26 protein-coding genes and 1 tRNA gene are annotated in these 25,496 nt (G+C 35.4%); 18 read left to right on the top strand and 9 right to left on the bottom strand.

The window, feature by feature from the left end:
• Positions 1-10: 10 nt before the first annotated feature.
• From BMW64_RS11910 to mce, 8 genes are all read right to left on the bottom strand, one after another.
• On the bottom strand, positions 11-1,459 hold the full coding sequence (locus tag BMW64_RS11910) for a hypothetical protein (RefSeq protein WP_090000189.1): 1,449 nt from the start codon (positions 1,457-1,459) through the stop codon (positions 11-13).
• Between the two features lie 406 nt (positions 1,460-1,865).
• Positions 1,866-3,029, bottom strand: a complete 1,164-nt coding sequence (locus tag BMW64_RS11905) for a hypothetical protein (protein ID WP_090000188.1) — start codon at positions 3,027-3,029, stop codon at positions 1,866-1,868.
• 459 nt (positions 3,030-3,488) lie between these two features.
• Entirely contained in the window at positions 3,489-4,445 is a 957-nt protein-coding gene (locus tag BMW64_RS11900; RefSeq protein WP_090000187.1) for a toprim domain-containing protein, read from the bottom strand.
• Positions 4,446-4,722: 277 nt separating this feature from the next.
• Entirely contained in the window at positions 4,723-5,961 is a 1,239-nt protein-coding gene (locus BMW64_RS11895; RefSeq protein ID WP_090000186.1) for a primase-helicase family protein, read from the bottom strand.
• Between the two features lie 37 nt (positions 5,962-5,998).
• Entirely contained in the window at positions 5,999-6,328 is a 330-nt protein-coding gene (locus tag BMW64_RS11890) for a helix-turn-helix domain-containing protein (RefSeq protein ID WP_177175281.1), read from the bottom strand.
• 203 nt (positions 6,329-6,531) lie between these two features.
• The gene (locus BMW64_RS11885; RefSeq protein ID WP_090000184.1) at positions 6,532-7,410 is read right to left on the bottom strand and encodes a hypothetical protein; all 879 of its coding nucleotides are present in this window, start codon (positions 7,408-7,410) and stop codon (positions 6,532-6,534) included.
• Positions 7,411-7,549: 139 nt separating this feature from the next.
• Positions 7,550-7,623: transfer RNA gene (locus BMW64_RS11880), tRNA-Ile, on the bottom strand.
• A 61-nt stretch (positions 7,624-7,684) separates the two neighbouring features.
• Positions 7,685-8,083, bottom strand: coding sequence for a methylmalonyl-CoA epimerase (mce, locus tag BMW64_RS11875; protein WP_090000183.1), 399 nt, complete (start codon positions 8,081-8,083; stop codon positions 7,685-7,687).
• Between the two features lie 90 nt (positions 8,084-8,173).
• On the opposite strand from mce, the gene rbfA reads away from it, so the two are divergent.
• From rbfA to BMW64_RS11840, 8 genes are all read left to right on the top strand, one after another.
• The gene (gene rbfA, locus BMW64_RS11870; RefSeq protein WP_090000182.1) at positions 8,174-8,533 is read left to right on the top strand and encodes a 30S ribosome-binding factor RbfA; all 360 of its coding nucleotides are present in this window, start codon (positions 8,174-8,176) and stop codon (positions 8,531-8,533) included.
• A gap of 3 nt (positions 8,534-8,536) precedes the next feature.
• Positions 8,537-9,742 (top strand): ABC transporter permease, encoded by a 1,206-nt coding sequence (locus BMW64_RS11865; RefSeq protein WP_090000181.1) that lies wholly within the window; start codon positions 8,537-8,539, stop codon positions 9,740-9,742.
• A 50-nt stretch (positions 9,743-9,792) separates the two neighbouring features.
• Positions 9,793-11,586 carry an endonuclease gene (locus tag BMW64_RS11860; RefSeq protein WP_090000180.1) on the top strand — a complete coding sequence of 598 codons (1,794 nt, stop codon included), beginning with the start codon at positions 9,793-9,795 and terminating at the stop codon, positions 11,584-11,586.
• 61 nt (positions 11,587-11,647) lie between these two features.
• On the top strand, positions 11,648-12,385 hold the full coding sequence (locus BMW64_RS11855) for a shikimate dehydrogenase family protein (protein WP_090000179.1): 738 nt from the start codon (positions 11,648-11,650) through the stop codon (positions 12,383-12,385).
• A gap of 75 nt (positions 12,386-12,460) precedes the next feature.
• Positions 12,461-14,266: a DUF349 domain-containing protein gene (locus tag BMW64_RS11850; RefSeq protein ID WP_090000178.1), complete on the top strand. Its 1,806-nt coding sequence runs from the start codon at positions 12,461-12,463 to the stop codon at positions 14,264-14,266.
• A gap of 60 nt (positions 14,267-14,326) precedes the next feature.
• A complete protein-coding gene (gene ribD, locus BMW64_RS11845; RefSeq protein ID WP_090000177.1) occupies positions 14,327-15,349 on the top strand; it encodes a bifunctional diaminohydroxyphosphoribosylaminopyrimidine deaminase/5-amino-6-(5-phosphoribosylamino)uracil reductase RibD in 1,023 nt (340 codons plus the stop codon).
• A gap of 106 nt (positions 15,350-15,455) precedes the next feature.
• A complete protein-coding gene (locus tag BMW64_RS21155; protein WP_449390423.1) occupies positions 15,456-15,641 on the top strand; it encodes a bacteriocin-like protein in 186 nt (61 codons plus the stop codon).
• A 156-nt stretch (positions 15,642-15,797) separates the two neighbouring features.
• Complete coding sequence (locus tag BMW64_RS11840; RefSeq protein WP_090000176.1) at positions 15,798-16,400, top strand: IMPACT family protein; 603 nt, start codon at positions 15,798-15,800, stop codon at positions 16,398-16,400.
• On the opposite strand, the gene BMW64_RS11835 is transcribed toward BMW64_RS11840, so the two are convergent.
• On the bottom strand, positions 16,397-17,107 hold the full coding sequence (locus tag BMW64_RS11835; RefSeq protein WP_090000175.1) for a zinc metallopeptidase: 711 nt from the start codon (positions 17,105-17,107) through the stop codon (positions 16,397-16,399). The genes BMW64_RS11840 and BMW64_RS11835 overlap by 4 nt on opposite strands.
• Positions 17,108-17,212: 105 nt before the next feature.
• On the opposite strand from BMW64_RS11835, the gene BMW64_RS11830 reads away from it, so the two are divergent.
• The 10 genes from BMW64_RS11830 (at position 17,213) to BMW64_RS11790 (ending at position 25,478) form a co-directional block, all read left to right on the top strand.
• Positions 17,213-18,340, top strand: a complete 1,128-nt coding sequence (locus BMW64_RS11830; protein WP_090000174.1) for a GNAT family N-acetyltransferase — start codon at positions 17,213-17,215, stop codon at positions 18,338-18,340.
• A gap of 42 nt (positions 18,341-18,382) precedes the next feature.
• On the top strand, positions 18,383-18,559 hold the full coding sequence (locus tag BMW64_RS20695; RefSeq protein ID WP_177175280.1) for a hypothetical protein: 177 nt from the start codon (positions 18,383-18,385) through the stop codon (positions 18,557-18,559).
• A 120-nt stretch (positions 18,560-18,679) separates the two neighbouring features.
• The gene (locus BMW64_RS11825; protein WP_027380112.1) at positions 18,680-19,051 is read left to right on the top strand and encodes an NADH-quinone oxidoreductase subunit A; all 372 of its coding nucleotides are present in this window, start codon (positions 18,680-18,682) and stop codon (positions 19,049-19,051) included.
• Between the two features lie 106 nt (positions 19,052-19,157).
• Positions 19,158-19,718 (top strand): NADH-quinone oxidoreductase subunit B, encoded by a 561-nt coding sequence (locus tag BMW64_RS11820; RefSeq protein ID WP_047397471.1) that lies wholly within the window; start codon positions 19,158-19,160, stop codon positions 19,716-19,718.
• A gap of 5 nt (positions 19,719-19,723) precedes the next feature.
• Positions 19,724-20,218 (top strand): NADH-quinone oxidoreductase subunit C, encoded by a 495-nt coding sequence (locus tag BMW64_RS11815; RefSeq protein ID WP_090000436.1) that lies wholly within the window; start codon positions 19,724-19,726, stop codon positions 20,216-20,218.
• 67 nt (positions 20,219-20,285) lie between these two features.
• Positions 20,286-21,509 (top strand): NADH dehydrogenase (quinone) subunit D, encoded by a 1,224-nt coding sequence (gene nuoD / locus BMW64_RS11810; protein ID WP_090000173.1) that lies wholly within the window; start codon positions 20,286-20,288, stop codon positions 21,507-21,509.
• Between the two features lie 107 nt (positions 21,510-21,616).
• Positions 21,617-22,126 carry an NADH-quinone oxidoreductase subunit NuoE family protein gene (locus tag BMW64_RS11805; RefSeq protein WP_090000172.1) on the top strand — a complete coding sequence of 170 codons (510 nt, stop codon included), beginning with the start codon at positions 21,617-21,619 and terminating at the stop codon, positions 22,124-22,126.
• 68 nt (positions 22,127-22,194) lie between these two features.
• Positions 22,195-23,553, top strand: a complete 1,359-nt coding sequence (gene nuoF / locus BMW64_RS11800; RefSeq protein ID WP_090000171.1) for an NADH-quinone oxidoreductase subunit NuoF — start codon at positions 22,195-22,197, stop codon at positions 23,551-23,553.
• A 1-nt stretch (position 23,554) separates the two neighbouring features.
• Positions 23,555-24,436, top strand: coding sequence for a hypothetical protein (locus BMW64_RS11795; RefSeq protein WP_090000435.1), 882 nt, complete (start codon positions 23,555-23,557; stop codon positions 24,434-24,436).
• Between the two features lie 43 nt (positions 24,437-24,479).
• Positions 24,480-25,478, top strand: coding sequence for an NADH-quinone oxidoreductase subunit G (locus BMW64_RS11790; RefSeq protein WP_042723046.1), 999 nt, complete (start codon positions 24,480-24,482; stop codon positions 25,476-25,478).
• Positions 25,479-25,496: the final 18 nt, after the last annotated feature.

The following is a 25,496-nucleotide window of genomic DNA, read 5'->3' as shown; positions in this document are numbered from 1 at the left end:
TCATTAGTTTTTAAGTTAATAATGGAATCCAGTAAACTTTTGGCGCCTCTTTTTTAGGTATTACTTTTTTTATCTTTTGCTGTAATTCTCTTTGTTGTGCTTCTTTTCTTTTTTGGGCTTCAATCGCCTTTATTTTTTCTAAAATTTCATCGCTCCTCTGCTTATTTTCAGCTCTTTGAAGAGAGCCGAGCCATTTCTCATACTGTTCCGCAGGCATCTGCGTAAATCCCGATTGGTCAATAAAATCAAACTGCCCGTTGATATTTCTTAGCTGCGCAATCAATTCAGGAAAATTTTTAATCTTCTGCAATTCGTCTTTATCGTTCGGATTGATTCCTAAATTATTACAAGCTTTTACAAACCTTTCCTGATTGAGATTCGATTCCCAAAGCACCGCATTGATATTATTAGGATTCAGCTGTTGTGCTTTATCTAAAATTTTCCCCACAAATTCATCATACCCGAACTTATGAATATATCCGCTTGCCAAATCTACAAAAGTTTGGGAAAGGAGTTCCTTTTTTGTGAGGTTCTGCATATACATTTTATTTTGCAAAGCTTCGGATTTGATGTAGCCGTTGTTCAGAACAAAGGAATTTGCCGTAAACATTCCGTTGGTCAGTTCTGCATTCAACATTTCACCGTCATTGTCCTCAAATCTTATATAGGAATGATTCGGCGAAAGCACCAACGATGCTTCCGCACCGATTTGCTCGGCAAGGATAAGATATAGCAACGGCATTGAGTGGCATTGCCCCGTATTGGTTCTCATCAGCTTTGATACAAACATTTTGGAGTAATCTTTTGCTCCCCAATAATCATCAAAATCATACTTTGTTGCTTTGTGGACGATTTTTCCGTTCTGTTTGGTATCTCCTGAAAAATATTGGAAAAGGGTTAAATTCTTGGAGGTATTGTCATCATCGGAAATTTTGTTTTTCGTGATTTCGGAACGTATGATTTTAACTGCTTTCTGAATATAGTTCTGATAAATATTCTGAAAACTTTTGTCGTTGTTATAAAAAGCGTTTTCCACAAAAAAGGTAGCATCTGCAATTGAATAATCTTCGGGATTGAGCTTTGATAGGTTTTCAAAAGCGGAATAGTAAGCTGTTGCTCCTGCTTTATCGGATAATGAAGGTAAAAAATAAGTTTGTGCAAATTCTTTTTCCTGCTGTCTGTAATACAACTGCTTTTTTTGCTCTTCGATTTGCTCATTGATGTGCGTTTGTGTTTCTTTTACAAGAGCCTCGTTCAGTTGTTGAACTTTGCTATCAATTGTCGAATTTACAGCATTGGGAAATTTTATCGAATTTTTTATATCGGTGCTTGTTATAGTCCTTGGGACTGGAAATGCACTAGAAGGAGTAATATTATACGGAGTTGGCAGGTCGGGAATCTGCGAAAACCCTATCAAACTATTACATAAAAAAACAAATGAAAAATAAAATTTCTGCATTGCATTTAGAATTTGTGTTTTTGGTTGTAATGATAATAAAAATCTTGGAAATACAGTGTAGGTGTTTTTACCCTTTTTTGGTTGCGTGTTTTTACTGAATTTTTCATATTGTTTGGTTTGTTAGTTTTTGATATAAATAAAAAAGGTGTGAATATACTCCACTCTAACTCAGGCTACTGGTATAACCCACTAAAGAAATGAAGCAAAACACACCCGGACGGGTGCATCTCGCAATCATATTTCTTTAGTTCTTATATTACCAGTATTTGAGTTAGAAAATGATTTGCTTAACGCAATATTTTAAATATATAAATTCTTAATTTCTATTCTTATAATTTCTTTTTGTACTTCTACAAATGTAAAAAGAAAATCCTAGTTAAAAAAGAGTATTATTTTTTACAAAGTCTTACCGTCTCAATTGTCTTTTTTTTGGACTATTCTCTATGTCATTATTTGTCGACTGATTACTTTTCCTATCCCCAAACCGTAAAATTGTAAAGAGGTGAGCAAGCTTCACAGAATCCTTAAAAATCTCTTCAAAAGCTGAAGAAGGGATATTGTTTTTGTGGGAGACTTTCTCCGAAATTTTAATCAGCTCTGCTATCATCTGCTGGTGGCTCTCTATTTTCAGACTAGGATTTAACTTCTCAAACCTGATGGCTTTTTCCAATGTATTTTGTACAGAATCGAGATATTTTTTCTTTTCAAAAGCAAAAGCTTTTTCGTTGGTCAATACAACAGAGCTTTTGCTTTTTAGAAAATCGACTTCCTGTTTTAAGTCTTCAATTTTTGTATTTAGTTCCGTAATCTGCTTTGACTTCGATTCTAAGTCTATTTTGTTTTTTACAAGCTTTGTATTTTGAACTTTAAGAGCTTTCTCATAGTTTTCAACAGTCTTTTCTATTTTTATCTTCTGGAATCCAAGAAAGTCTGATTCTTTTACGATAAGCTCCTCCGACTTCTTTGATTCAATCTCGGATTTCATTTCATTGTATTTTTCTTCCAAAATTTTTAACTCTTCTTCCTTTTTCCTGATTTTAAATTCAACAGCTTCCAACCTCTGTATTCCGGTATTGGAATTTCCCCTTTCCATTTCTAAACATTCTGCGGTGATATCCTGCATTTTGGAATAATGAAAGGATTGATGTTTCAAGGTTTTTCCTGTTTCCAAATCCTGCCAGTCCGCAACCAGATGAGCGTGATAGTTTGGTTTCCATTCATTGGTATCCTTATCATAATGTCCTTCATCTTTGTGAACAGCAATCTGGAAAACTCTTATCTTCAATTCCTCTTCTAATCTTTTTGACAAATTATGAAGTTCCAGCATTGTAGTATCTTCTTTGATAACCACAACAGCTTCCCGAACCGGCATAGCATTTTTTTGTAATTTTCTTCCTGATTTTTCTTTACAATAGGCTTCAATTTTTTGAAGGCGGTCTGCTATTTTTTGTTCCATCCAGTATTCATTTTTCGGGGTCAAATCTTTGCGGATATAATCAAAGGATTTCTTTCTAAAATTGTGAACTTCGGAATCGGATTTAGCGGCTTTGAAATTAATGGAAGTCTTCATCTGAATAATATATTGTGTTTTTAGAATCGTATGTATTTATTGAATTATATAATGTTGTGCTTATTAATTTTTCTGGCTTTTTACAAAGGCTTAGGCTTGTGAGGAAGTTGTATCTATTTTACCCACGTCGAGAAATAGTGTGTAGTTATTTTACTCAGGTAAATCGAAAGTCTGTACTCATTTTACCCACACTTTGAAATTGTGTGTAGCTATTTTACGCACGTAAAGCAAAAGCTTGTATTCATTTTACCCACACAAAATAATTAGAGAGATATTCAATCCTTTTAGGAATATTTACAGTAATTTCAATCTGATTTGTCATATAGCTTGTATCTATTTTACTCACGTTAAAGCCCCGCAGGGCGAAGTAGCAACTTTGTTGGGAGGGAACCGACCTTCAAAGTTGCGAATGAGCTCCTAACTTTTGCATATAGTTGGTAAAAATTATGCTTGCGCCTATCAGCGTTTCCTTCTGTATATTTGGGCAGGTTGATTTTCCTGTTGTTCTTTTTGTCGCAGATTATTTTTCTCTTTTTCGTACTTCTCTTCGATTTCAATTTTAATCTCAACCATATATTCGTTCAAATCTTTGTAAGCTGAATAGATTTCAGAATGGTCTTTGGCTTTGGGAAAGTTTTTCAAAATGTCGTTCTTGCATTTTATTCCGGCTGGGTCATTATCTAAAAACAAATGGATTTCGGAATAGTCTTTCAAATGCTCTTTTGTCTTATTTAAAAGTGCAATAGAATTCATTATGAGCAAATCTCCTGTATAGGATTTCCGCATTTCTATAAAAGACAAGGCATCAATAAAGCCTTCAAAGACCGCAACACTGGTGTTTTTATGATTTTTATATTGAGCATTGTCATTGATATTAATTATTGAAATATCTTTTTTAAGAACAGCTCCTTTGTAAAATGAGTTTCTGAGTTCCCAACCTTCGGAAAGATTTTGAAAACCTACAGCATACAGTTTTTTTTCTCCCATTTGGAAATGTACTTCCTTTACAAATGGAAAGACCATTTCCGAAAGTCCTCTTTGTAAAAGATAGTTTTTCAAATGCTCATTTTGAAGTTCTTTGATTTCAGCGATTTGATAATTGGGCTTCGTAATGTTTTGCCTTTGAATTGCACTCTGCGGTTCAAAAGAAGAAAAATTTTGTTTTTCTGCCCATTCCAGAACTTCTTTTATTGAAGCTTTCAGGTATTTCTTCATAAAATCGGTATTGTTCCCTCCAATACCTTCAGAATGGAGATACCATACATTTTGTCTTTTATCGAATTTAAAAGAGGCTTGGGATTCGCTGGCAAAAGGGTTGAGATACCAAGCTTCTTTCTCATTTTGTTTCGTTGGAAGGTGTCCGAGAGAAAGGAGGACTTCTTCCAATGATATACTATTGAATTGTCGACAGTTCATTTTGTAATTTTTTTAAGGTTTGTAATTGTTTTAGGAATAAATCCAAGGGATGCTTATCGCTTAAAGTGTACGGATTGGGTTTTGCAAAATTTTTGTTGAATTGTTGAGAAAATGATGTATCTTATTAATTTTCAATGGCTTAATTACTCAACAAACGCTCAACGTTTCAACAAACTTGATTTTATTGGCTCAACAAACGCTCAACAAAATTCAGGTCTTAAAAGTTTGTTGAATAATTTGTTGAATCATAACTAATTGATTTTATTTTCATTAGCTCTTAATTCAACAAATCAACATATTTTTCAAGGATAAAATCTTTTTTTATGGTGTAATACCTGCCAATGGAATTGTTCTGATAGAAAATTCCTGCATAGTCTATATCGTACCTTATGTACGCTAAACCATTGGTTTGAGGTTCTAATTTCCAGATTTCCTTCAGGAGTTTTCTTATGTCGTTTCGTGTCCAGAAATAGGGCTTGAACATTTTATTCAGCATATTGAGGACATCCTGTGGGACAACGTGAATCTCCAATTCTTCCCGACTATCAAAAAACTCATAGAAAAGTTCCAGTATTTTAGATTCCAATTGATTATTATTCTTCCAAACAAGTTTTTGCAACGCCTTTGTTCGGATTTCGGACGCAGAAAACCACATTCTTGTCTTTTTATGGGAATGAAACGGTCTTTCAATCAAATATCTTAGCAAATACGGGATTTCAGCAATTAAGTGATTTAAAAAATCTGTGTTTTCGGTTTTTATCGGTTTTACTTTCAGTATCCAGAAGCGGATTTCGTTTTCATCAATTTGAATGAAATTATCTTCATTGTTAGAACATAAAATGAATTTCGCAAAGAAATCGACTTCCTCCCGGTCTTTTCCTTTGGCTTCCATTTTATCTTTATTCGTGGTGGATAGGTATTTCAAACGTTCAGTGATTTCTTTCTTGTCAAAGAATACTTCATCTATGGCTACTAGCAACATCGAAGTCCAATCCGAATTGAACTGACTGCTGAATGAATCTCCTTTAATGTAGGTCATATTAAGCCCAAAAATGGATTTCAGCCATTTAATAAAGGTAGATTTTCCTGTAGATTTTTCTTTGCTTACTAAACACAAAATTGGGAGCATTTGCGTAGGCTTTTCAAACAATATTTTGATATAATCCAATCCCAATTCTATTTGTTCACTGAAGATATGTTCCATAAAGTTCAGGGAGAATGGAATTTTTTCCTTCAAAGCTTCAGTATTTATATATTCCTCAATTGGTTGATAGGGAATTTCATTATACATATTGTAAAATCCGTCAATAATCTGCTCGTAGTTCAAATGGGAAGGAATGCAACAAAAACTGTCATATTTGGGAACTTTGGAGACGTAGATTTTACCGTGGTCGCTAATAATGGTTTCCCGATTCCAGCGAACCAATATGGAAATCTTGTCGCCAGAAATCAATGGTTTTTCTATGGTCTTATAATAGGTAGTACCTACTCGTAAATAAGGAATTTTTTCGGTCATTTCTTTAGAGATTTAATTTGACTGCAAAAAAGCTTTACTACTTTTTCCATTTACTAGTAATTTCTTCTTCAAAATCATCATATCCGGTTTCATCAGAATCGGACAAAACATAATTTTCTAAATCTTCTTTTTTGAAGTAGATTTTCTTTTGACCTTTCTTCTTATATGCCTTTATTTTGTTATGATGTTTAAGCTGATATAAATAATCAGGGTCAAGATTTAAAAAAAGTGCGGCTTCTTCTTTAGAGTAAATATTTTTAACTCCTAAGGAAAGAATCAATAAGGCTTTTGAAGTAAATTCAGTTTGTGTTTTAATTAGAGCTACAATCTGTTCCTCTAACGCATTAATTTTTTCTGTTGGTTCCATAAAATTTCTTTTTATAAAAGTATATGCTTCCAACATTGATTAACTCAGTACAATTTTGTAAAATAAACCTAAATAAGACAAACTAAGTATTGAACGAATTTTGGTATTAGTTTTCTTTATATATAAGAAAAATCATTGCAATAAAAATTGCAATGATTCAGTGATTAGTTAATTGAAAAGTCCTTGTATTACAAATAGGATAATTAAATTTTATCCTTATATCTTGACAAAATATCGGCTGTTAAACTGAAATTTCCTTTATTCAATTCCAAATAGTCGGTTTGAGCGGTTTCAAAACTGCTATACTTATTTATAAATTCAAGAATTGCATTTTGTCCTGTTTTCCAATCTTTCGTATCGTTATCAATTAATTCAAAATTATCTTGAAAGAATCTGAAAATAATCTTTTTGTTTATCTTTCCTGAATACACTTGTGTAAAAATAATTGGTTGTTTGGGAATCCTTCCTTTTATGAGTACTTCTACATCATTTATAGATATTGGATTTATTTTATACTTTTCAATAATTTTTTGGGTACTAACAGTAGATTTCTTAGGAGCGAAAGGAGTTTCAATTACTGAGTAATGTTGTATGAGATTTTCAATTTTTGTGTTTGAAGAAGTTACTGTTGTTTTGATTGTATCAAGTATTTCAAAAGTCTTATCGGCTACATTTATCTTTTTTTCCTGAATTCTTGATAATGGATAATAATCAAAACCTTGATTAAAGAAATTCTTGCAGGTTTGAATAATAGTATATGGCATTTTATTTTCGATGATGAGCATAAGCCCAATCTGTATAATTATGTTAAGAAATAAATTGACAAGGATATTAAACCAATCATTATACTTAATTACTGATACGCCATAAGTTAATGCAATAAATAATGACAATAAAGAATAAAATGTGATAATGATTGCGCTATTACGGTTTAATCCATCATACCATTCAAATTGTTCTTTGCAGGTGAAATGAATTACAACAGGAGTTAATGCAAAATAAGCTCTTGCTAAATTATAAAGTGAAATTCCAACTGTGGAGATAGCCCAAATCCAAACTATTAAATATGCTAACGATTCCATAACTTATGCTTTTTAGAATATAAAAATACAAATAAAATATAAAAAAGATAAAGTATTATAAAGTTTAGCTGTTCGTCAAATGTTCGTCAATAAAATAAAAAAGCTTTTACAAATTAATGTAAAAGCTTGACTATGAGCGTGGTCCCACCTGGGCTCGAACCAGGGACCACCTGATTATGAGTCAGGTGCTCTAACCAACTGAGCTATAGGACCGCAAAATTGGTTGAATTTTGTGACTGCAAAAATAACAAAATTTCTCGCACTACAAAATTTTTTATTGCTTTTCTTGACAAAGTTCTATAAGCACTCCGTTGGTAGATTTGGGGTGAAGAAAGACAATTAATTTATTATCAGCACCTTCTTTAGGCTCTTCAGAAATAAATTCAAATCCTTCTTTTTTTAATCTTTCAATTTCTTTTGTAATATTTTCTACTCCAAAAGCCAGATGATGAATCCCCTCCCCTTTTTTGTCAATAAATTTTGAAACCGGGCTTTCTTCTTTGTTCGCCTCTAAAAGCTCAATTTTACTCTCTCCCGCAGCATAGAACGAAGTCGTGACACCTTCTCTTTCAACTGATTCTTTTTTATATGATTCTTTTCCTAAAAGTTTTGTGAAAAGTTCGTCAGAAATTCCTAAAGATTTCACGGCGATACCGATATGTTCTAATTTCATAAATATTTTATCTAATTAAATTGTAAATTTGATAAAGCTTCAAATTTTCAAAGGATCAATTCAAACAAAAGTACTAAATTTGCACCACTTATGGAGAGTAACAGACAACGAAAAGTAGCACAGATTATACAGGAAGATTTCGCAGAACTTTTCCGCAAGCAGGCTGCAGAAAGCAGACAAAGCATTTTAGTATCGGTTTCCGATGTGAAAGTTACCGCAGATCTTGGTATTGCTAAAATTTATTTAAGCATATTTCCGCAAGAGTTCCGCGCAGCTGTGATGAAAGAGATTGAGGAAAACAAAGCGCAGTACAGAAATTTTATCGGTCAGAAAATGGCAAAGCAAGTACGTGTAATTCCTAACCTTAATTTTTATCTGGATACTACTCTCGATGACGTTGAAAAATTAGACCGCGAGCTAAGAGGTGAAGGTGATAATCCTATTCTGTAAAAATTGAAAAACATTGCATTTTACATAGCTTCGAGATACCTTTTAGCAAAAAAAGGCAGCACTGCCGTTACGTTCATTACATGGCTGGCCGTGGGAGCCATGACGGTTGCCGTCACTGCAATGTTTGTAATCATTTCTGTTTTTTCGGGTTTGGAAGATCTTAATAAAGAACTGATTTCCAACCTCCATGCTGATCTTACTATTAAAAGTTCTTCAGGAAAGACCCTGAAAGATTTTGATAAAATCAATTCGATTCTGAAAAACAATAAAGAAATCAGTAATTTCTCAAGACTCATTGAAGAAAAAGTCTACATTAGTTACAATGGCAAAGGCGACATCGCTTACCTGCGAGGTGTTGATTCTGCCTACACCAAAGTAAACCCCATTGACAAAGATATTTTCTACGGATCTTACCCGGGCTTCAAATATTCTAATGAGGTTTTGATGGAAAATTCGCTGGATAACAGACTTTCTATTCCGGTATCTTCGGATTCTGGCTATGCCACTATTTTCATGCCCAAACCAGGAACAGGAATCATTAATAAAGAAGAAGATATTTATAACAAAAAAGATATTCTGGTAACAGGAATTTTTCCGGGAAAAGATCAGTTGGATAATTACATAATTTCACCCATTGAGCTTACCGAAGAATTATTAAACCTTCCTAAACATTCGGCTTATCAGATTGTTATCAAGCTCAAAAATCCTGACAATTCAAACACAGTAAAGCAACAGCTTCTCTCTTCACTAGGAAAAAATGTTGAAATCAAAACTAAAGAAGAGGAAAATGCCGCTTTCTGGAAAATGATTAATACTGAAAAGCTGTTTATTTATCTAATTTTTGCTCTGGTTATTTTTATAACAACTTTTAATCTGGCAGGTGCAATCATTATCTTACAGATTGATAAAAAGCAACAGGCAAAATCTTTAATATCGCTAGGACTTCCTTTAAGCCATCTGCGACAAATTTATTTTTATACAGGAATTCTCATTGTCGTTCTGGGAATTATTTCAGGATTGATCATCGGGACTGCTCTCTGCTATTTTCAGCAATATACAGAGTTCTTTAAGGCAAATGACGTGTTACCTTTCCCTATTAAAATTGTGGGTAAAAATTACCTGATTGTTTCCTTTACTGCAGCTATTTTCGGCATTGGTATTTCATGGGTATTTTCTAAAATCGGCAAGGACTACATTACCAAAAATTAATATTTTACAAGTACAATTTTTTTTTACTTTTACCGACCAAATTTAAAAAAATGAAACGTACATTATTCTCATTATTAATGAGTTTTGCATTTATTAATGCATTTGCTCAAATCCCTACCGGGTATTACGATGGCACAACCGGTCTTTCAGGAGCCGAATTAAAAACTAAACTCAGTCAAATTATCACAAACGGGCATGTAGATCACGGTTATGGAGGGCTGTGGACAGGCTATGAAACAACGGACCGCGATAATATTGCAGGAATTCCCGGCTATGAAAACGACGGAACAATCCTGGATATGTATTCTGAAAACCCCAACGGATCCGATCCTTATACATTCACTTATTTTACAAATCAGTGCGGAACTTACGGTGTAGAGGGCGACTGCTACAACAGGGAACACATTGTTCCACAAAGTCTTTTCAACAGTACGCCACCCATGGTTTCAGATATTCACTTCATCAGACCGACCGACGGAAAAGTAAATGGGATGAGATCAAACTACCCATTCGGAGTTGTGGGAAATTCAACGTTCACGTCTCAGAATGGGTCAAAAGTAGGAAATTCTGTTTCGCCAGGATATTCAGGAATTGTTTTCGAGCCTATTGATGCTTTTAAAGGAGATGTGGCAAGAATGATTTTTTATTTTATAACAAGATATGAATCGCAGCTTTCAGGATTTTCCACTGGGAATATGCTGGGTGGCTCTGCTTTCCCCGGATTACAGACATGGGAGCTTAATCAACTCCTGATCTGGAACACTTTAGATCCGGTTTCACAGACAGAAACTGCCAGAAACAATGCATCTTACGCCTACCAGGGAAACAGGAATCCATATATTGATCACCCCGAATATGCTAATGAAATCTGGGGAAGTCCCGTTATAGACACGGAAGCACCAACAGCACCCACCAATTTGGCAGCAAATAACCCTACAGCAAATTCAATTTCTCTAAGCTGGACAGCTTCTACAGACAATCTGGGTGTTGCTGCTTATGATGTTTATAAGGATGGTGTTTTAAACACAACAGTGACAGGAACTACCACCACAGTGTATGGGTTGATGCCTTCAACAACTTACAGTTTTTATGTAATTGCTAAAGATACAAGTGGGAACCCTTCAGCACAAAGTAACGCAGTTACAGAAACAACCCTTTCAAGTGGTCAGACAGGAACGGTTTGTGGAACAGAAAATTTCACCAACATTCCTGCAAGCGCAAATAATTACACAACCAGAACATGGACTAGCAACGGTATTACCTGGAATGCGACTGATGCAAGAACAGACCAGACTATTAACGGAAAAGCCATTACCATCAGAGAAGGATATTTATTGAGTTCAGTAATTTCCACTGGAGTTCAAAGTCTGACGGTTACCACTCAGCTAAAATTCTCAGGATCTGCAAGCTCATTAAATGTAGAAGTAAACGGAATTCAGGTGGGAACCATCCCTTACAGTTCAACGGTAGGAACATTCACCATCAATAATATTAATGTAGCAGGAAATGCAACCATTAAACTCATCAATCCTGTTTCTTCAAACAGAGTAGCCATTGATGATGTAAGCTGGACTTGCGCCGGAGTACTTGGAACTGCTGAAAATTCTAAAAATACAGACACCTTTTCCATCTATCCTAATCCCGTAAAAAACAATGAGCTATTTGTAAAAGGTGAAAATCTTAATAAAATTTCAAAAGCACAGATTTATGATTTTTCAGGAAAAGTAGTCGAAACCATTGAAAATCCTTTTAAAAATTCAAATAAAATAAATCTTAAAGGACTTTCGAAAGGAAATTATATCCTTACAGCAGATTCATATTCAGCTAAATTCATTATCGATTAAAACTTAAAATATTTTTTGATTAAGACCGGTTTTTGTCCGGTCTTTTTTTTACTTTTATAGTATGGATTCCAACAAAAAATTAGGCCTGATCGGAAGAAACATATCGTATTCTTTCTCTAAGAAATTCTTTGAGGATAAATTTCAGAAACTGATGCTGAAAGGCTATTCATATAATATTTTTGATTTAAATGAAATTGAGGAAGTGAATAACCTATTTTCCGTTCCGGAGCTTTTAGGATTTAATGTGACTATTCCCTATAAAGAAAAAATTATTGATTATCTGGATGACCTCAGTGATGAAGCCAAGATAATTGGTGCAGTAAACTGCGTTTTAATTGAAAACGGAAAGAAAACAGGTTACAACACAGACGCTTTCGGGTTTGAAAAAACTTTACTTCTTCATAAAAAGCCTTATCAGAATTCAGCAATAATTTTAGGAAATGGCGGAGCTGCAAAAGCTATAAAATATATTCTGGATAAAAATAATATTCCTTCAATTACTGTTTCCAGAAAAACAGAAATCAGTTATGAAAATCTGGATGAGAAAACTGTTGAAGATCACAAAATAATCATTCAGTGTACTCCTGTAGGAACATTTCCTAATGTGGATGATTGCCTTGAGTTTCCTTTCGAGGGTATTACGAAAGAGCATTTGATCATTGATTTAATTTATAATCCGAATTATACCCAATTTATCATCAAAGCTTCAGCAAAAGGAGCCAAAACTGTGAACGGATATTATATGCTGGAACAGCAGGCAGAAAAAGCCTGGGAAATTTGGAACTTTCAAAAAAAATAACATAAATTAGTGCTATATTAGCTTTTTGCTATATATTTAGAGGATATTAATGCCACTCACAATAAACGATTTGCTATGATTACAGAAAACAATCTTTCTGAAAACGAGGAAAACAAAAATTCTAATCCTAAATCTTTGGAGGAAACTTCAGAAAACGTTGTACCTCAGGATGATCACGTTCAAAATGAAGAAAATGAACATGATGAAGAACACGAAGAAGTAGACATCTCTCTGGCTGATGCTTTGAAGGAAATGGAAAAAATCATCAACGCTCCCAATGCTGGTGAAGATTTCAAAAAATTCAATCAGCTCAAAGAAAAAGCAAGTCATTATATCCACGATGAAGTAGAAGATAAAAAGCACGAATATACAGATGCTGGAAATGCCCCTGAAAATTTCAGTTATGAGCATCCGTCTCAGGCAAAACTTTCGGCTTTGGTAAACATTTTCAGAGAAAAGCATGATGCTTACCAGAAAAGCCAGGAAGAAGAACAGAAAAAGAATCTTGAGCATCGTCAAAATATTATTGAAAGACTTAAAAATCTTTACACGAACTCCGAACCGGGAACCAATCTTTTCAAATCAATCAGAGAAATTAAAGAAGACTGGTCCAATGCCGGTCAGGTTGCAAAATCTGAGTTTAAAATTCTCAACAATAATTATTTCCATCATCTGAACCAATTTTACCAGATGCTGGATCTCAACAAAGAATTTCTAGAACAGGAATACAGCCACAATCTTGAAAAAAGACAACATATCATAGAACGTGCCAAGCAGCTTGAACATGAGCCTGTTATTCAGAAAGCGCTTAACGAGCTGCAGTATCTTCACAAACTCTGGAAAGAGGAAGCAGAGCCGGTAGCAGAAGAATTCCGTGAAAAGACATGGGAGGAATTCAAGGAAATTTCCAATAAGATTCATGAAAGAAAATCTGAGCTTTCCGCAGCAATCGAAACAGAGCAAAATGAAAATCTTGAGAAGAAAAATCAGATTATCGCTGAAATAAAAAAGCTTTCCGAACCATCCGAAAATCCCAACCACAATTATTGGCAGAATGCCATCAAAAGGGTTGAAGAGCTTCGATCAGAATTCCTGAAAACAGGTAGCGTTCCAAGAAAACTATCTAATCAGAACTGGAATGATTTTAAAACTACATTAAGAGCTTTCAACACAACAAAGAATTCTTATTATAAATCCTTAAAAGGATCTCAACAGGCTAATCTTGAGGAAAAATTAAAACTGATCCAGACGGCTAAAGACAATCAGAACAATGAAGAATGGGATATTGCTGTTCCTTTATTTAAAAAGCTACAGGAAGACTGGAAGAAGATCGGGCACGTTCCGAAAAGTATGACCAATAAAATCTGGGACGAATTCCGTGATGCCTGCAACGCATTCTTTAATAATTACAGAGAAAAAAGCAACGCTTCTACCGATAACTGGAAAGAAAATTATAAGAATAAAAAAGTTCTGCTTGACGAGTTGAAAACGGTTACCAATGAAGAAGGAAGCATCGAAAAAATTGAAGCTATAAAAACAGCCTGGAATAATATCGGAAAGGTTCCGAGAGATAAGATTTCAATTAATACGGAATTCAACAAAACATTAAGAGAAAAGCTTAAATTAAACAAAATCAATGAGCTGGAGCTTAAAGAAGAAGGCTTGTCTGAAAATCAACTAACAGATAAAGCAAGAAAGATGAAAAGCCAGATCTCTGATCTTGAAGCGGAAATCGTAAAATTAGAAAATAACCTTTCTTTCTTTAAAAATCCGTCCAGAGAAAATCCTTTACTGAAGGAAACATTTGACTCAATTGATGAGAAAAAGGCTCATTTAGAAACTTTAAGACAAAATCTTCACAGCATTATTGCCGGAGAATAATATAAATTAAAAATTAATAAAGCGGAGCAAAGCAATTTGTCTTCGCTTTTTTCATTCAATATGCAAGACGAATTTTATATTAAAAGATGTATTGAGCTTGCCAGTAAGGCGATAGGGAAAACATATCCAAATCCACTGGTAGGAAGTGTAATTGTACATCATGATAAAATTATCGGTGAAGGCTATCATCATAAAGCCGGTGAAAATCATGCGGAGATTAATGCTATTAATTCCGTTGAAGACAAATCTCTCATTCCGGAATCCACAATCTACGTTTCTTTGGAACCCTGCGCGCATTATGGAAAAACCCCACCGTGCGCTTTGAAAATAAAAGAACTGGGATTCAAAAGAGTCGTTATCGGAGCGATGGATTCTCATGACAAAGTAAACGGAAAGGGCAAAAAAATCATTCAGGACGCAGGAATAGAAGTGATTTCAGGAGTTCTTGAAAAAGAATGTATAACGCTTAACAAAAGATTTTTTACCTTCCATGAAAAGAAAAGACCTTATATTATTCTGAAGTGGGCGCAGTCTGGTGATGGCTTTATAGATAAGGATTTCAAACCGTTTTCAATTTCAAATTCTTTGGTTAATCAGTTTGTTCATCAGTTGAGAGCCGATGAACAAGCCATTCTTGTAGGAACACAAACAGCACTGAATGACAATCCCAGCCTTACGGTAAGAAATGTAGAAGGGACAAATCCGGTAAGAATATTACTCGATTTCGATCTAAAAGTCCCTGCGGACTTTAATATTTATAATAATGAGGCAAAGACAATTGTCATTAATGCTACAAAAGAAGAGATCCAGGATCATATTCATTTCATTAAAATTAATAAAGAAAATTTTGTTCAGGAGCTGATGAATGTTTTGTATAAAGAGCAGATTCAATCGTTGATCATTGAGGGAGGCAAATTTACCCTGCAACAGTTCATTAATGCCAATTTATGGGATGAGGCCATTATTATTAAAAATGAAAATTTTAAGCTTATTAACGGTACGGAAGCCCCATTCTTTACAGATCGAAAGTCGTTCAAGAAAGAAGAATTAAGAGACAACATTATTGAATTTTACAAAAATTAAAAGATAATATTTTAACAATCAACATGTAACATAGTAATTTTCCTGAAAATATCACTATACTTTGAAATTAATTACGTAACTTCATGATCAACTTAAAACCTATATCATGAAAAATTTAAGAAAACTTTCAAAGAGAGAATTGAAATCAGTAAACGGAGGCATTCCAAGCTGTTACTTTGACATCGTACTCAATCAAATGGTTTGTCCATGCAACCCACATCTTTATTACGACTGCTTTGGAACATGTATTCCGCTTGATCAAGCATGTGCACGTCCCGGAATTGAACTATAATGTTTGCTGAAATTAAACAGCAGAATAAAATTAATTATGAAACAAATTACAGAGAACTGAAACGGTTCTCTTTTTTTATCCTTATATATTTCTCCTAAAAAATTTTATCTTTGAGGAATAATTCAATAATACCACGTAGAATCATTCCCTAGATTAATGTTCAATTTTAAAACAATAGAATCTCCGGTCGAAAATACTTTATTAAAAGAAAAAGGAAGCAAGTTCATTGGTTTTGCTTTTCCGGTGAAGAATGAAGACGAACTGAAGAATGCATTGGAAAAAATACGTGCTGAACATCCGAAAGCCACCCATCATTGTTATGCCTTCAGAATGGGACTGAATGGAGAAAACTACCGTGCTAATGACGATGGCGAACCTTCAGGAAGTGCGGGATTACCCATTTACAATCAGTTACTTGCTCATGAAATCACAAATGTTCTTGTAATTTCCGTACGATATTATGGCGGAACAAAACTCGGCGTTTCAGGATTGGTAAAAGCTTACAAAGAATCTGCAAAGATCACCCTCGAGGAAGCCAATATTATTACTAAGGAACTGGAAACTGTCGTTGAAATCCAGTTTAACTTTAATCAGCAGAACCTCATTTTTACACTCCTCTCAAAATATGAAGCAAAAGTTATTAATTTTGATGCTAATGAACAATGTGTTGTCACAGCATCTTTAAAACTGTCACAAAAAGAAAACATCTCAGACAAATTGTCCGAGATGCAGTATATTACTTTTAATTTTAAAAATTAATCTCTTCTGCCTCCCATGAGCAGTGATAACCAGTACAAAAGCTGAGCAAGAGAGCCTATTGCAGCGACTACATATGTTCTGGCCGCCCACTTCAAGCTATCTTTTACGCCTACATATTCTTCAGTTGTTACAGTTCCTGTATCTCTAAGCCATTTCATTGCCCTGTTGCTGGCATCGTACTCTACCGGAAGTGTTATAAATGCAAACAATGTTGTAAACGCAAACATGATCACTCCTATTGCCAAAACCAAACGATTTCCTGTTGGATTTTCAATAGACTGGGTAGCAGCCATAATCATAATTCCTGCAATAAGCACAAACTGCATAAGGTTTGAGCTGATCTGTACCACAGGAACCAGTTTTGAGCGAAGTTGCAGCATGGAATAACCCACTTTATGTTGTACAGCATGCCCGCACTCATGGGCTGCGACCGCTGCCGCTGCTGCATTTCTCTGCATATAAACGGCTTCCGAAAGATTTACTGTTTTATTTTCAGGGTTGTAATGGTCTGTCAATTGTCCCGGAACTGAAATAACCTGAACGTCGTTTATTCCATTATCTCTTAGCATTTTTTCCGCTACTTCCTTTCCGGAAAGTCCGTTTCTGAGGTGGACTTTGGAATAAAATTCAAATTTTGATTTCAATTTCCATGAGACATACCAGCTCACAGCCATTGAAACAATAATAATCAGATAATACCCATTCATCTTAAATAACTTTACAATATATTTTCATGCAATAAGATGTAAAAACTGTGCCAAAGTATAACATTTAATTGGCTATATTTGCTTATTAATTTGCCCTTTAAAACTATGTCTAAAGTTTCAGTAATTGAAGTAAAAACAACGGAGGAGTTGAAGCTATTCGTAAGATTTCCAATGGATCTATACAAAGACAATCCGTACTATGTGCCATCATTTATCAATGATGAGTTCAACATTTGGAATCCGAAGGAAAATCCGGCATTGCAATACTCTGAAGCGAAACAATTTCTGGCATATAAAGATCATAAAATTGTCGGCCGAATTGCGGTAATGATCAATCATAAAGAGGAGCGAGAACTTGGAATAAAAAAAGTACGTTTTGGATGGATTGATTTCATCGACGATCACGAAGTATCAAAAGCATTGATCGATACGGCAGTAGCATATGCGAAAGAAAAGCACATCGACAAAATAGAAGGGCCAATGGGCTTCACCAATCTGGACAAAGCAGGAATGTTGACACTAGGTTTTGACAAACTTGCAACGATGATCGGAATTTACAACCATGAATACTACCCGAAACATCTTGAAAATTTAGGTCTGACAAAGGAAAAAGAGTGGGTAGAATTTGAGCTTCAATTCCCTGAAATACTTCCCGATAAAATTCACAAATTCAACGAATTAATATCGCAAAAATACAAGCTTAAAGTTTTAAAATTCAAATCAAAAGAAGAAATTATTGAATATGTTGATCCCATGTTTGACCTTTTGGATGAAACCTATAAGCATCTATCTACATACACTCCTATTTCCGATGAACAGCGCAAAACGTATAAGGAAAAATATTTTAAGTTAATTGATAAGGATTATATTGTGTGTGTGGCAGATGACGCAGATCAGCTCGTGGCTTTTGCTATTACGATGCCTTCTTATTCAATAGCTTTACAAAAATCAGGAGGAAAACTTTTACCTTTCGGATGGTGGCATTTTTTGAAAGCGGGAAAGAAAAACGACCGGGCTAATTTTTATTTAATAGGAATCCATCCTGATTATCAGCGAAGAGGGGTTACATCCATTATTTTTAAGGAAATCTGGAAGCTTTTCAGAAAAAAAGGAGTAAAATACCTGGAAACCAATCCGGAATTAGAAGAAAATAAAAGTGTTCAGCTTTTGTGGCAGGATTACAATCCGGTCAACCATAAAAGAAGGCGCACTTACTCTTTAAATATCAAATAATTTCTTCAAATCAAAAAAAGTAGACTTATCAGTATTTAATTTATGAAAATCCATCTTATTATTTTTGGAGTTTTAATCGCAGGATTTATCATTTTTAATATTTTTCTGCAGTCAGGTGATGACAGAACGGATACTGCCATCAATATTATTTATGCAAGTGTATTGTTTGCCTATATTTCGTTTATGGCTTTTTCTCTTCTTAAAAAAATGAAGAAATAACACTATTTTTATTCATTCTAAATTATCGGTTTTCTTCATTTTGAAGCGACTTTTAACCCGATAAATTTCATGCTTTCTTGTTTATTCGCTAAATTTGCAAATTGAGATAATAATGCAAAAATGAATTTACCTGAAAGTTATATTCCAATCCTTATACAAGCAGGTGTTGCGATAGGGTTCGTAGCCATTTCTTTGCTTGGAGCGCATTTTTTAGGTCCGAAACAGAAAAAAGGAAATTCTGTAAAAAACCAAAGCTGGGAGTGTGGAGTCCCGGTAGAAGGAAATGCAAGAACACCGTTTTCCATTAAATATTTTTTGACTGCGGTATTATTTGTACTATTCGATATTGAAATCGTATTTTTTTATCCTTATGCAGTAAACTTCAGAGAATTCGGAATGGAAGGATTCCTGGCAGTACTCACATTCGTGGCGATTTTCTTCATGGCATTTTTTTATGTCTGGAAACGTGGCGCTCTGGACTGGGATAAATAAAGGAAATTATAAATTTTAAATTACAAATTTTAGATGGTGATTTTTAATTAAAGTTAACATTAACAATAATTTAGAATCTAAAATTTAAAATCTAAAATCTACAAAAATGTCAGATAACAAACCAGTAATAAGAACAGATGCACCTGCTCCCGAAGGATTTGAAGGAGAAGGGTTTTTCGCAACGAAACTGAGCAGTGTAATCGGGATGGCAAGAAAGTTTTCTCTTTGGCCGTTACCTTTTGCAACCTCTTGTTGTGGTATCGAGTTTATGGCGACCTTAAACCCAACGTATGATGCTTCAAGATTTGGTATGGAAAGAAACTCTTTCTCACCAAGACAGGCAGATATGCTAATGGTTTGCGGAACTATATCTAAAAAATTAGGACCTGTCCTAAAAGAAGTTTACACTCAGATGGCAGAGCCGAAATGGGTGGTAGCAGTTGGAGCCTGTGCTTCCAGCGGTGGTATTTTTGATACCTATTCTGTATTGCAGGGCATCGATAAAATTATCCCTGTAGACGTTTATGTCCCTGGTTGCCCTCCGAGACCAGAACAAATCATAGAAGGTGTAATGCAGGTTCAGGCCTTGGCTGAAAGCGAAAGCATCAGAAGGAGAGACATGCCTGAATACCAGAAATTATTAGATTCTTACAACATTAGTAATTAATGGAAATGACAAACGAATTTGTATTAGAAGCAATCACAAGAGAATTTCCGGAATCTGTAATCTCTAGTTCAGAGCCTTACGGAATGTTGACAATCGAAGTAAAGAAGGAAGATCTGAAGAAAATCGTTCATTACCTCAAAGATTCATCATTAGAAATCAATTTCCTTACTGATGTCTGTGGGATCCATTATCCTGAGTTTCCTGAAAAAGAAATCGGAGTAGTTTATCATCTTCACAATATGATGACCAATTTCAGATTGCGTCTGAAAATCTTTATGTCCAGAGAAAATATCGAAGTTGATTCTTTAGTAGAATTATACGCCGGAGCCAACTGGATGGAAAGAGAAACCTATGATTTCTTCGGAATTAAATTTAAGGGACATCCTGATCTGAGACCTATCTTAAATATGGAAGACCTTGGATACCATCCCATGTTGAAGGAATATCGTCTGGAAGACGGAACCAGAACCGATAAGGACGATGCAATGTTCGGAAGATAAAAATATAAATGATTAATGATGATTGATTAATGATCAATTATCGCTTATCAATTATCAATTATATATTATGAAAGATAACTCATTATCTAATATACTAAACCAGTACGACAGTAAGGAGCAAATTGACGGACAGTTATACACCCTCAATTTAGGGCCTACTCACCCTGCAACGCACGGGATTTTCCAGAATATCTTAACGATGGACGGAGAAAGAATCCTTCACGCCGAGCAAACCGTGGGATACATCCACAGAGCATTTGAGAAAATTTCCGAGAGAAGAAACTACGCTCAGATCACGACCCTTACCGACCGTATGAATTATTGTTCTGCACCCATCAACAATTTAGGTTGGCACATGACTGTGGAGAAGCTAATCGGCGTTGAAGTTCCAAAGCGTGTAGATTATATGCGTGTCATTTTAATGGAATTAGCAAGAATCGGTGACCACCTGATCTGCAACGGGGTAACGGGAATGGACTCGGGAGCAATTACTGGTCTTACTTATATGTTCATCGAAAGAGAACGTATTTATGATATGTACGAGCAGATCTGTGGTGCAAGAATGACAACCAATATGGGAAGAATCGGAGGTTTTGAAAGAGATTTCACACCAAAATTCCATGAGTTGATTAAGGATTTCCTTAAAACGTTCCCGCCAAGATTTAAAGAATTCTGTACTTTATTGGAAAGGAACAGAATTTTCATGGACAGAACTATCGGAGCAGGAGCTATTTCTGCAGAAAGAGCATTAAGCTATGGTTTTACAGGTCCGAACCTACGTGCAACAGGTGTAGATTATGATGTGAGAGTTGCACAGCCTTATTCTTCTTACCAAGATTTCGACTTCATTATTCCTGTGGGAACATCAGGAGATACTTACGACCGTTTCATGGTTCGTCAACAGGAAATTTGGGAATCAATTAAAATCATCAAACAAGCATACGAAAATCTTCCTGAAGGGCCATTCCATGCAGATGTTCCTGATTTTTATCTTCCTGAAAAGGCTGATGTATATCAAAAAATGGAAGCCTTGATTTACCATTTTAAGATCGTAATGGGAGAAACGGATGTGCCGAAAGGTGAAGTTTACCATGCTGTAGAAGGTGGAAACGGAGAATTAGGATTCTATCTGGTGAGCGATGGTGGAAGAAGCCCTTACAGGCTTCACTTCAGAAGACCATGTTTTATCTACTATCAGGCATATCCTGAAATGATTACAGGTTCTGTAATTTCTGATGCGATCGTGACCATGTGTAGTATGAATATTATTGCGGGAGAATTAGACGCATAAAATAATTATAAATTTTGGATTATGAATTTTAGATTAATCCAAACTACATAAAAATTGAAATTTTTTAGAATTTAAAGTCTAAAATTCAAAATTTAAAATTTAAAAAAGTGAGCGAAACAATAGCTTTTAAACCGGAAAGTTTAGCACAGGTGCACAAAATGATCGCAAGATATCCTGAAGGCAGACAAAAATCTGCTCTTATTCCTGTACTGCATTTGGCACAAAAAGAATTCGGAGGATGGTTAGACGTTCCTGTGATGGATTATGTCGCAGAATTATTGAGTATTAAGCCAATTGAAGTATATGAAGTGGCAACTTTCTATACAATGTTCAATATGAAGCCGGTAGGTAAATATGTTTTGGAAGTATGCAGAACGGGACCTTGCATGGTTTCAGGAAGTGAAAAAATCCTTAACCATATCAGAACCAAACTGAACATTAAGGACGGAGAAACCACAGAAGACGGAATGTTCACCTTAAAGCCTGCTGAATGTTTAGGCGCTTGTGGATATGCTCCGATGATGCAGTTAGGAAAGTTCTTTCATGAAAATTTAACGATAGAAAAAGTAGATGAAATCCTTGATCTTTGCAGAGAGGGGCAGGTTGCTTTGGACTAAATTGAGTTAATTTTTAAAATAATTATAAAGCTAAAAGCCATAAGCCAATAGCTAAAAGCATAATAAAAATGAGTAAAAAACTTTTACTTAAAGACGCACATATAGAAGGAATCCGCTACTTTGAGACCTACCGTAAACAGGGAGGTTACACAGCAGCTGAAAAAGCCTTGAAAATGACACCTGACGAAATTCTTGAAGAAGTAAAAGCTTCTGGGCTTCGTGGACGTGGTGGAGCAGGATTCCCAACCGGAATGAAATGGAGCTTCCTGGCAAAACCGGAAGGCGTTCCGAGACACTTGGTTGTAAATGCCGATGAATCTGAACCTGGAACTTTCAAAGACAGATATCTGATGGAATTTCTTCCTCATTTACTGATTGAAGGAATGCTGATTTCATCTTATTGTTTAGGTTCAAATACTTCTTACATCTACATTCGTGGAGAATATTCATGGATTCCAGACATTCTGGAGGAAGCCATCGAGGAAGCCAAAGCAGCAGGATTTTTAGGTAAAAATATTTTAGGAACCGGCTTTGATTTAGAAATCTATGTTCAGAGAGGTGCTGGAGCCTATATCTGTGGTGAAGAAACTGCTTTACTTGAGTCTCTTGAAGGAAAAAGAGGAAACCCAAGATTAAAACCACCATTCCCGGCTGTAAAAGGACTTTGGGAGAGACCAACGGTAGTTAATAACGTTGAATCTATCGCAGCAATTGTTCCGATCATTGATATTACCGGAGCAGAATATGCTAAAATTGGTGTGGGAAGATCTACAGGTACAAAATTGATTTCGGCTTGTGGAAACATCAACAAACCAGGCGTTTACGAAATCGATATGACAATCACAGTTGAAGAATTCATTTACTCTGACGAATATTGCGGTGGTATCAAGGACGGAAAAAGATTAAAAGCTTGTATCCCTGGAGGAAGCTCTGTTCCGATCGTTCCAGCCAATTTATTACTTAAAACTGTAAACGGAGAACCAAGATACATGAACTACGAATCGTTGGCAGACGGTGGTTTCGCTACCGGTACCATGATGGGTTCAGGAGGCTTCATCGTACTGGATGAAGACCAGTGTGTCGTAGAGCATACCATGACATTAGCGAGATTTTATAATCACGAAAGTTGTGGACAATGTACCCCTTGCCGTGAAGGAACGGGATGGATGTACAAGATTTTAAAGAAAATCGAGAAAGGAGAAGGAAAAATGGAAGATATCGATCTGCTTTGGGATATTCAGAGAAAGATCGAAGGAAATACAATTTGCCCATTGGGTGATGCAGCAGCTTGGCCGGTTGCAGCAGCGATCCGCCATTTCAGGGATGAGTTCGAATGGCACGTTAAAAACCCAGAATTGTGTTTAACACAAAACTACGGATTGGCTCATTACGCAGATCCAATCCCTGCTGTTGAGAATAATGCTTAAAATGAAACAGATATTAGCAATCGGTCTAATAGTGTCTGGTTTTGCTTTTGGACAAGTCAAAAAAGACACAATAGAAAAAGAATACAAATTGGAGGTTACTCCATTTAAAGCTGAAAAGAAAGAAAAACCATTACCACTAAGCAGAAAGGGGCAAGTTTTTGTTTTTTACGGTTGGAACCGCGGGGCTTACAGTAATTCGGATATTCACTTTAGTGGAAACGGTTATGATTTTCAGTTGAATAATGTATCCGCAAGAGATAAGCCTACGAAATTCGGAATCGTTTATTTTGATCCGAGCTGGTTTACGGTAACGCAGTACAATTTCAGACTGGGTTATTTTATTAAAGATAATTTGGCTCTTGTATTAGGCATTGACCATATGAAATATGTTATGAAACAGGAACAGACTGTTGATTTCTCAGGACATATTTCAGATCCGAAATATGCAGCAATGGTACAGAACGGACAAGTAGATTTATCTGATGGGCAGTTCCTTACCTTTGAACATACAGACGGACTTAATTATGAAAATTTAGGTCTTGAAAAATATAAGAATCTTGTTCATAAAAAGAATATAGATCTTGTATGGTCTTACGGAGCCGGACTCGGGTTTATGTTTCCGAAAAGTAATGTGAAACTTTTTGGTAATGACAGAAGCGACCGTTTTCATGTGGCAGGGATGGGAACAGATCTCAGATCAAGCATTAATATGGTTTTCTGGAAAAACTGGATGCTAAGAGCAGAAGCAAAAGCCGGGTATATCAATATGTGGGATATAAAAACAACACTCAATAACAAACCGGATAAAGCCCGTCAGGATTTTGTTTTCGGAGAAGTACTGGCCGGAATAGGATATACATTTAATACAAAGAAGTATAATTAAATATAGCTTAAAGCTTTAACAGCATAAGCGAAAAGCATAGAATATGAGCGAAGAGGTAAAAAAATTCAAAATAACTATAGACGGACAGACTACCGAAGTATTGCCTGGAACTTCTATTTTGGAAGCAGCAAGACAAATCGGTGGAAAATCTGTACCTCCTGCAATGTGCTACTACAGCAAATTGGAAACCAGTGGAGGAAGATGCAGAACTTGCCTGGTAGAAGTATCTAAAGGATCTGAAGCAGATCCGCGTCCTATGCCAAAGTTGGTTGCAAGCTGCAGAACCAATGTAATGGATGGTATGGAAGTAAAAAATCTTACTTCCGAAAAAGCTCAGGAAGGAAGAAAAGCTGTTACTGAGTTTTTATTGGTTAATCACCCATTAGACTGCCCTATTTGTGATCAGGCTGGTGAATGTCACCTCCAGGATTTAGGATATGAGCATGGTGTGGAAAATACAAGAACGGAATTCGAAAGAAATACTTATGATGCTGATGATCTTGGTCCGCACATTAAATTGAACATGAACCGTTGTATTCTGTGTGCAAGATGCGTATTAGCAGCAAATCAGTTAACAGGAGAAAGAGAGCACGGAATCCTTTTCAGAGGAGATCATGCTGAAATTTCTACCTATTTAAATAAAGCTTTGGATAATGATTTCATAGGAAATGTAATTGACGTTTGTCCGGTTGGAGCATTAACCGACAGAACAGCACGTTTTGCCAGCAGAGTTTGGTTTACAAAACCAATGAACGCTTCTTGCAACTGCGATAAATGTTCAGGAAAAGCTGTTGTGTGGATGAAAGGTGACGAAATTGTAAGAGTTACTGCTAGAAAAGACCAATGGGGAGAAGTTGAAGAATTCATCTGCGACACTTGTCGTTTCGAGAGAAAAGAACTTTCTGACTGGAACATCGAAGGTCCAAGACATATCGACAGACATTCTGTTATTTCATTGAACCATTATGAAAAGCCAAAAGATGAGCTAAGAGTTTTAGACAATCCGATGGCTAAGGAAATCAGTGAAAAAGACGAAAAATAAAACAGTCGGATGTGGGAA

The sequence above is a fragment of the Chryseobacterium taichungense genome (assembly GCF_900109935.1).
GTDB lineage: Bacteria > Bacteroidota > Bacteroidia > Flavobacteriales > Weeksellaceae > Chryseobacterium > Chryseobacterium taichungense.
This window is presented reverse-complemented; position numbering and strand designations above follow the sequence as displayed.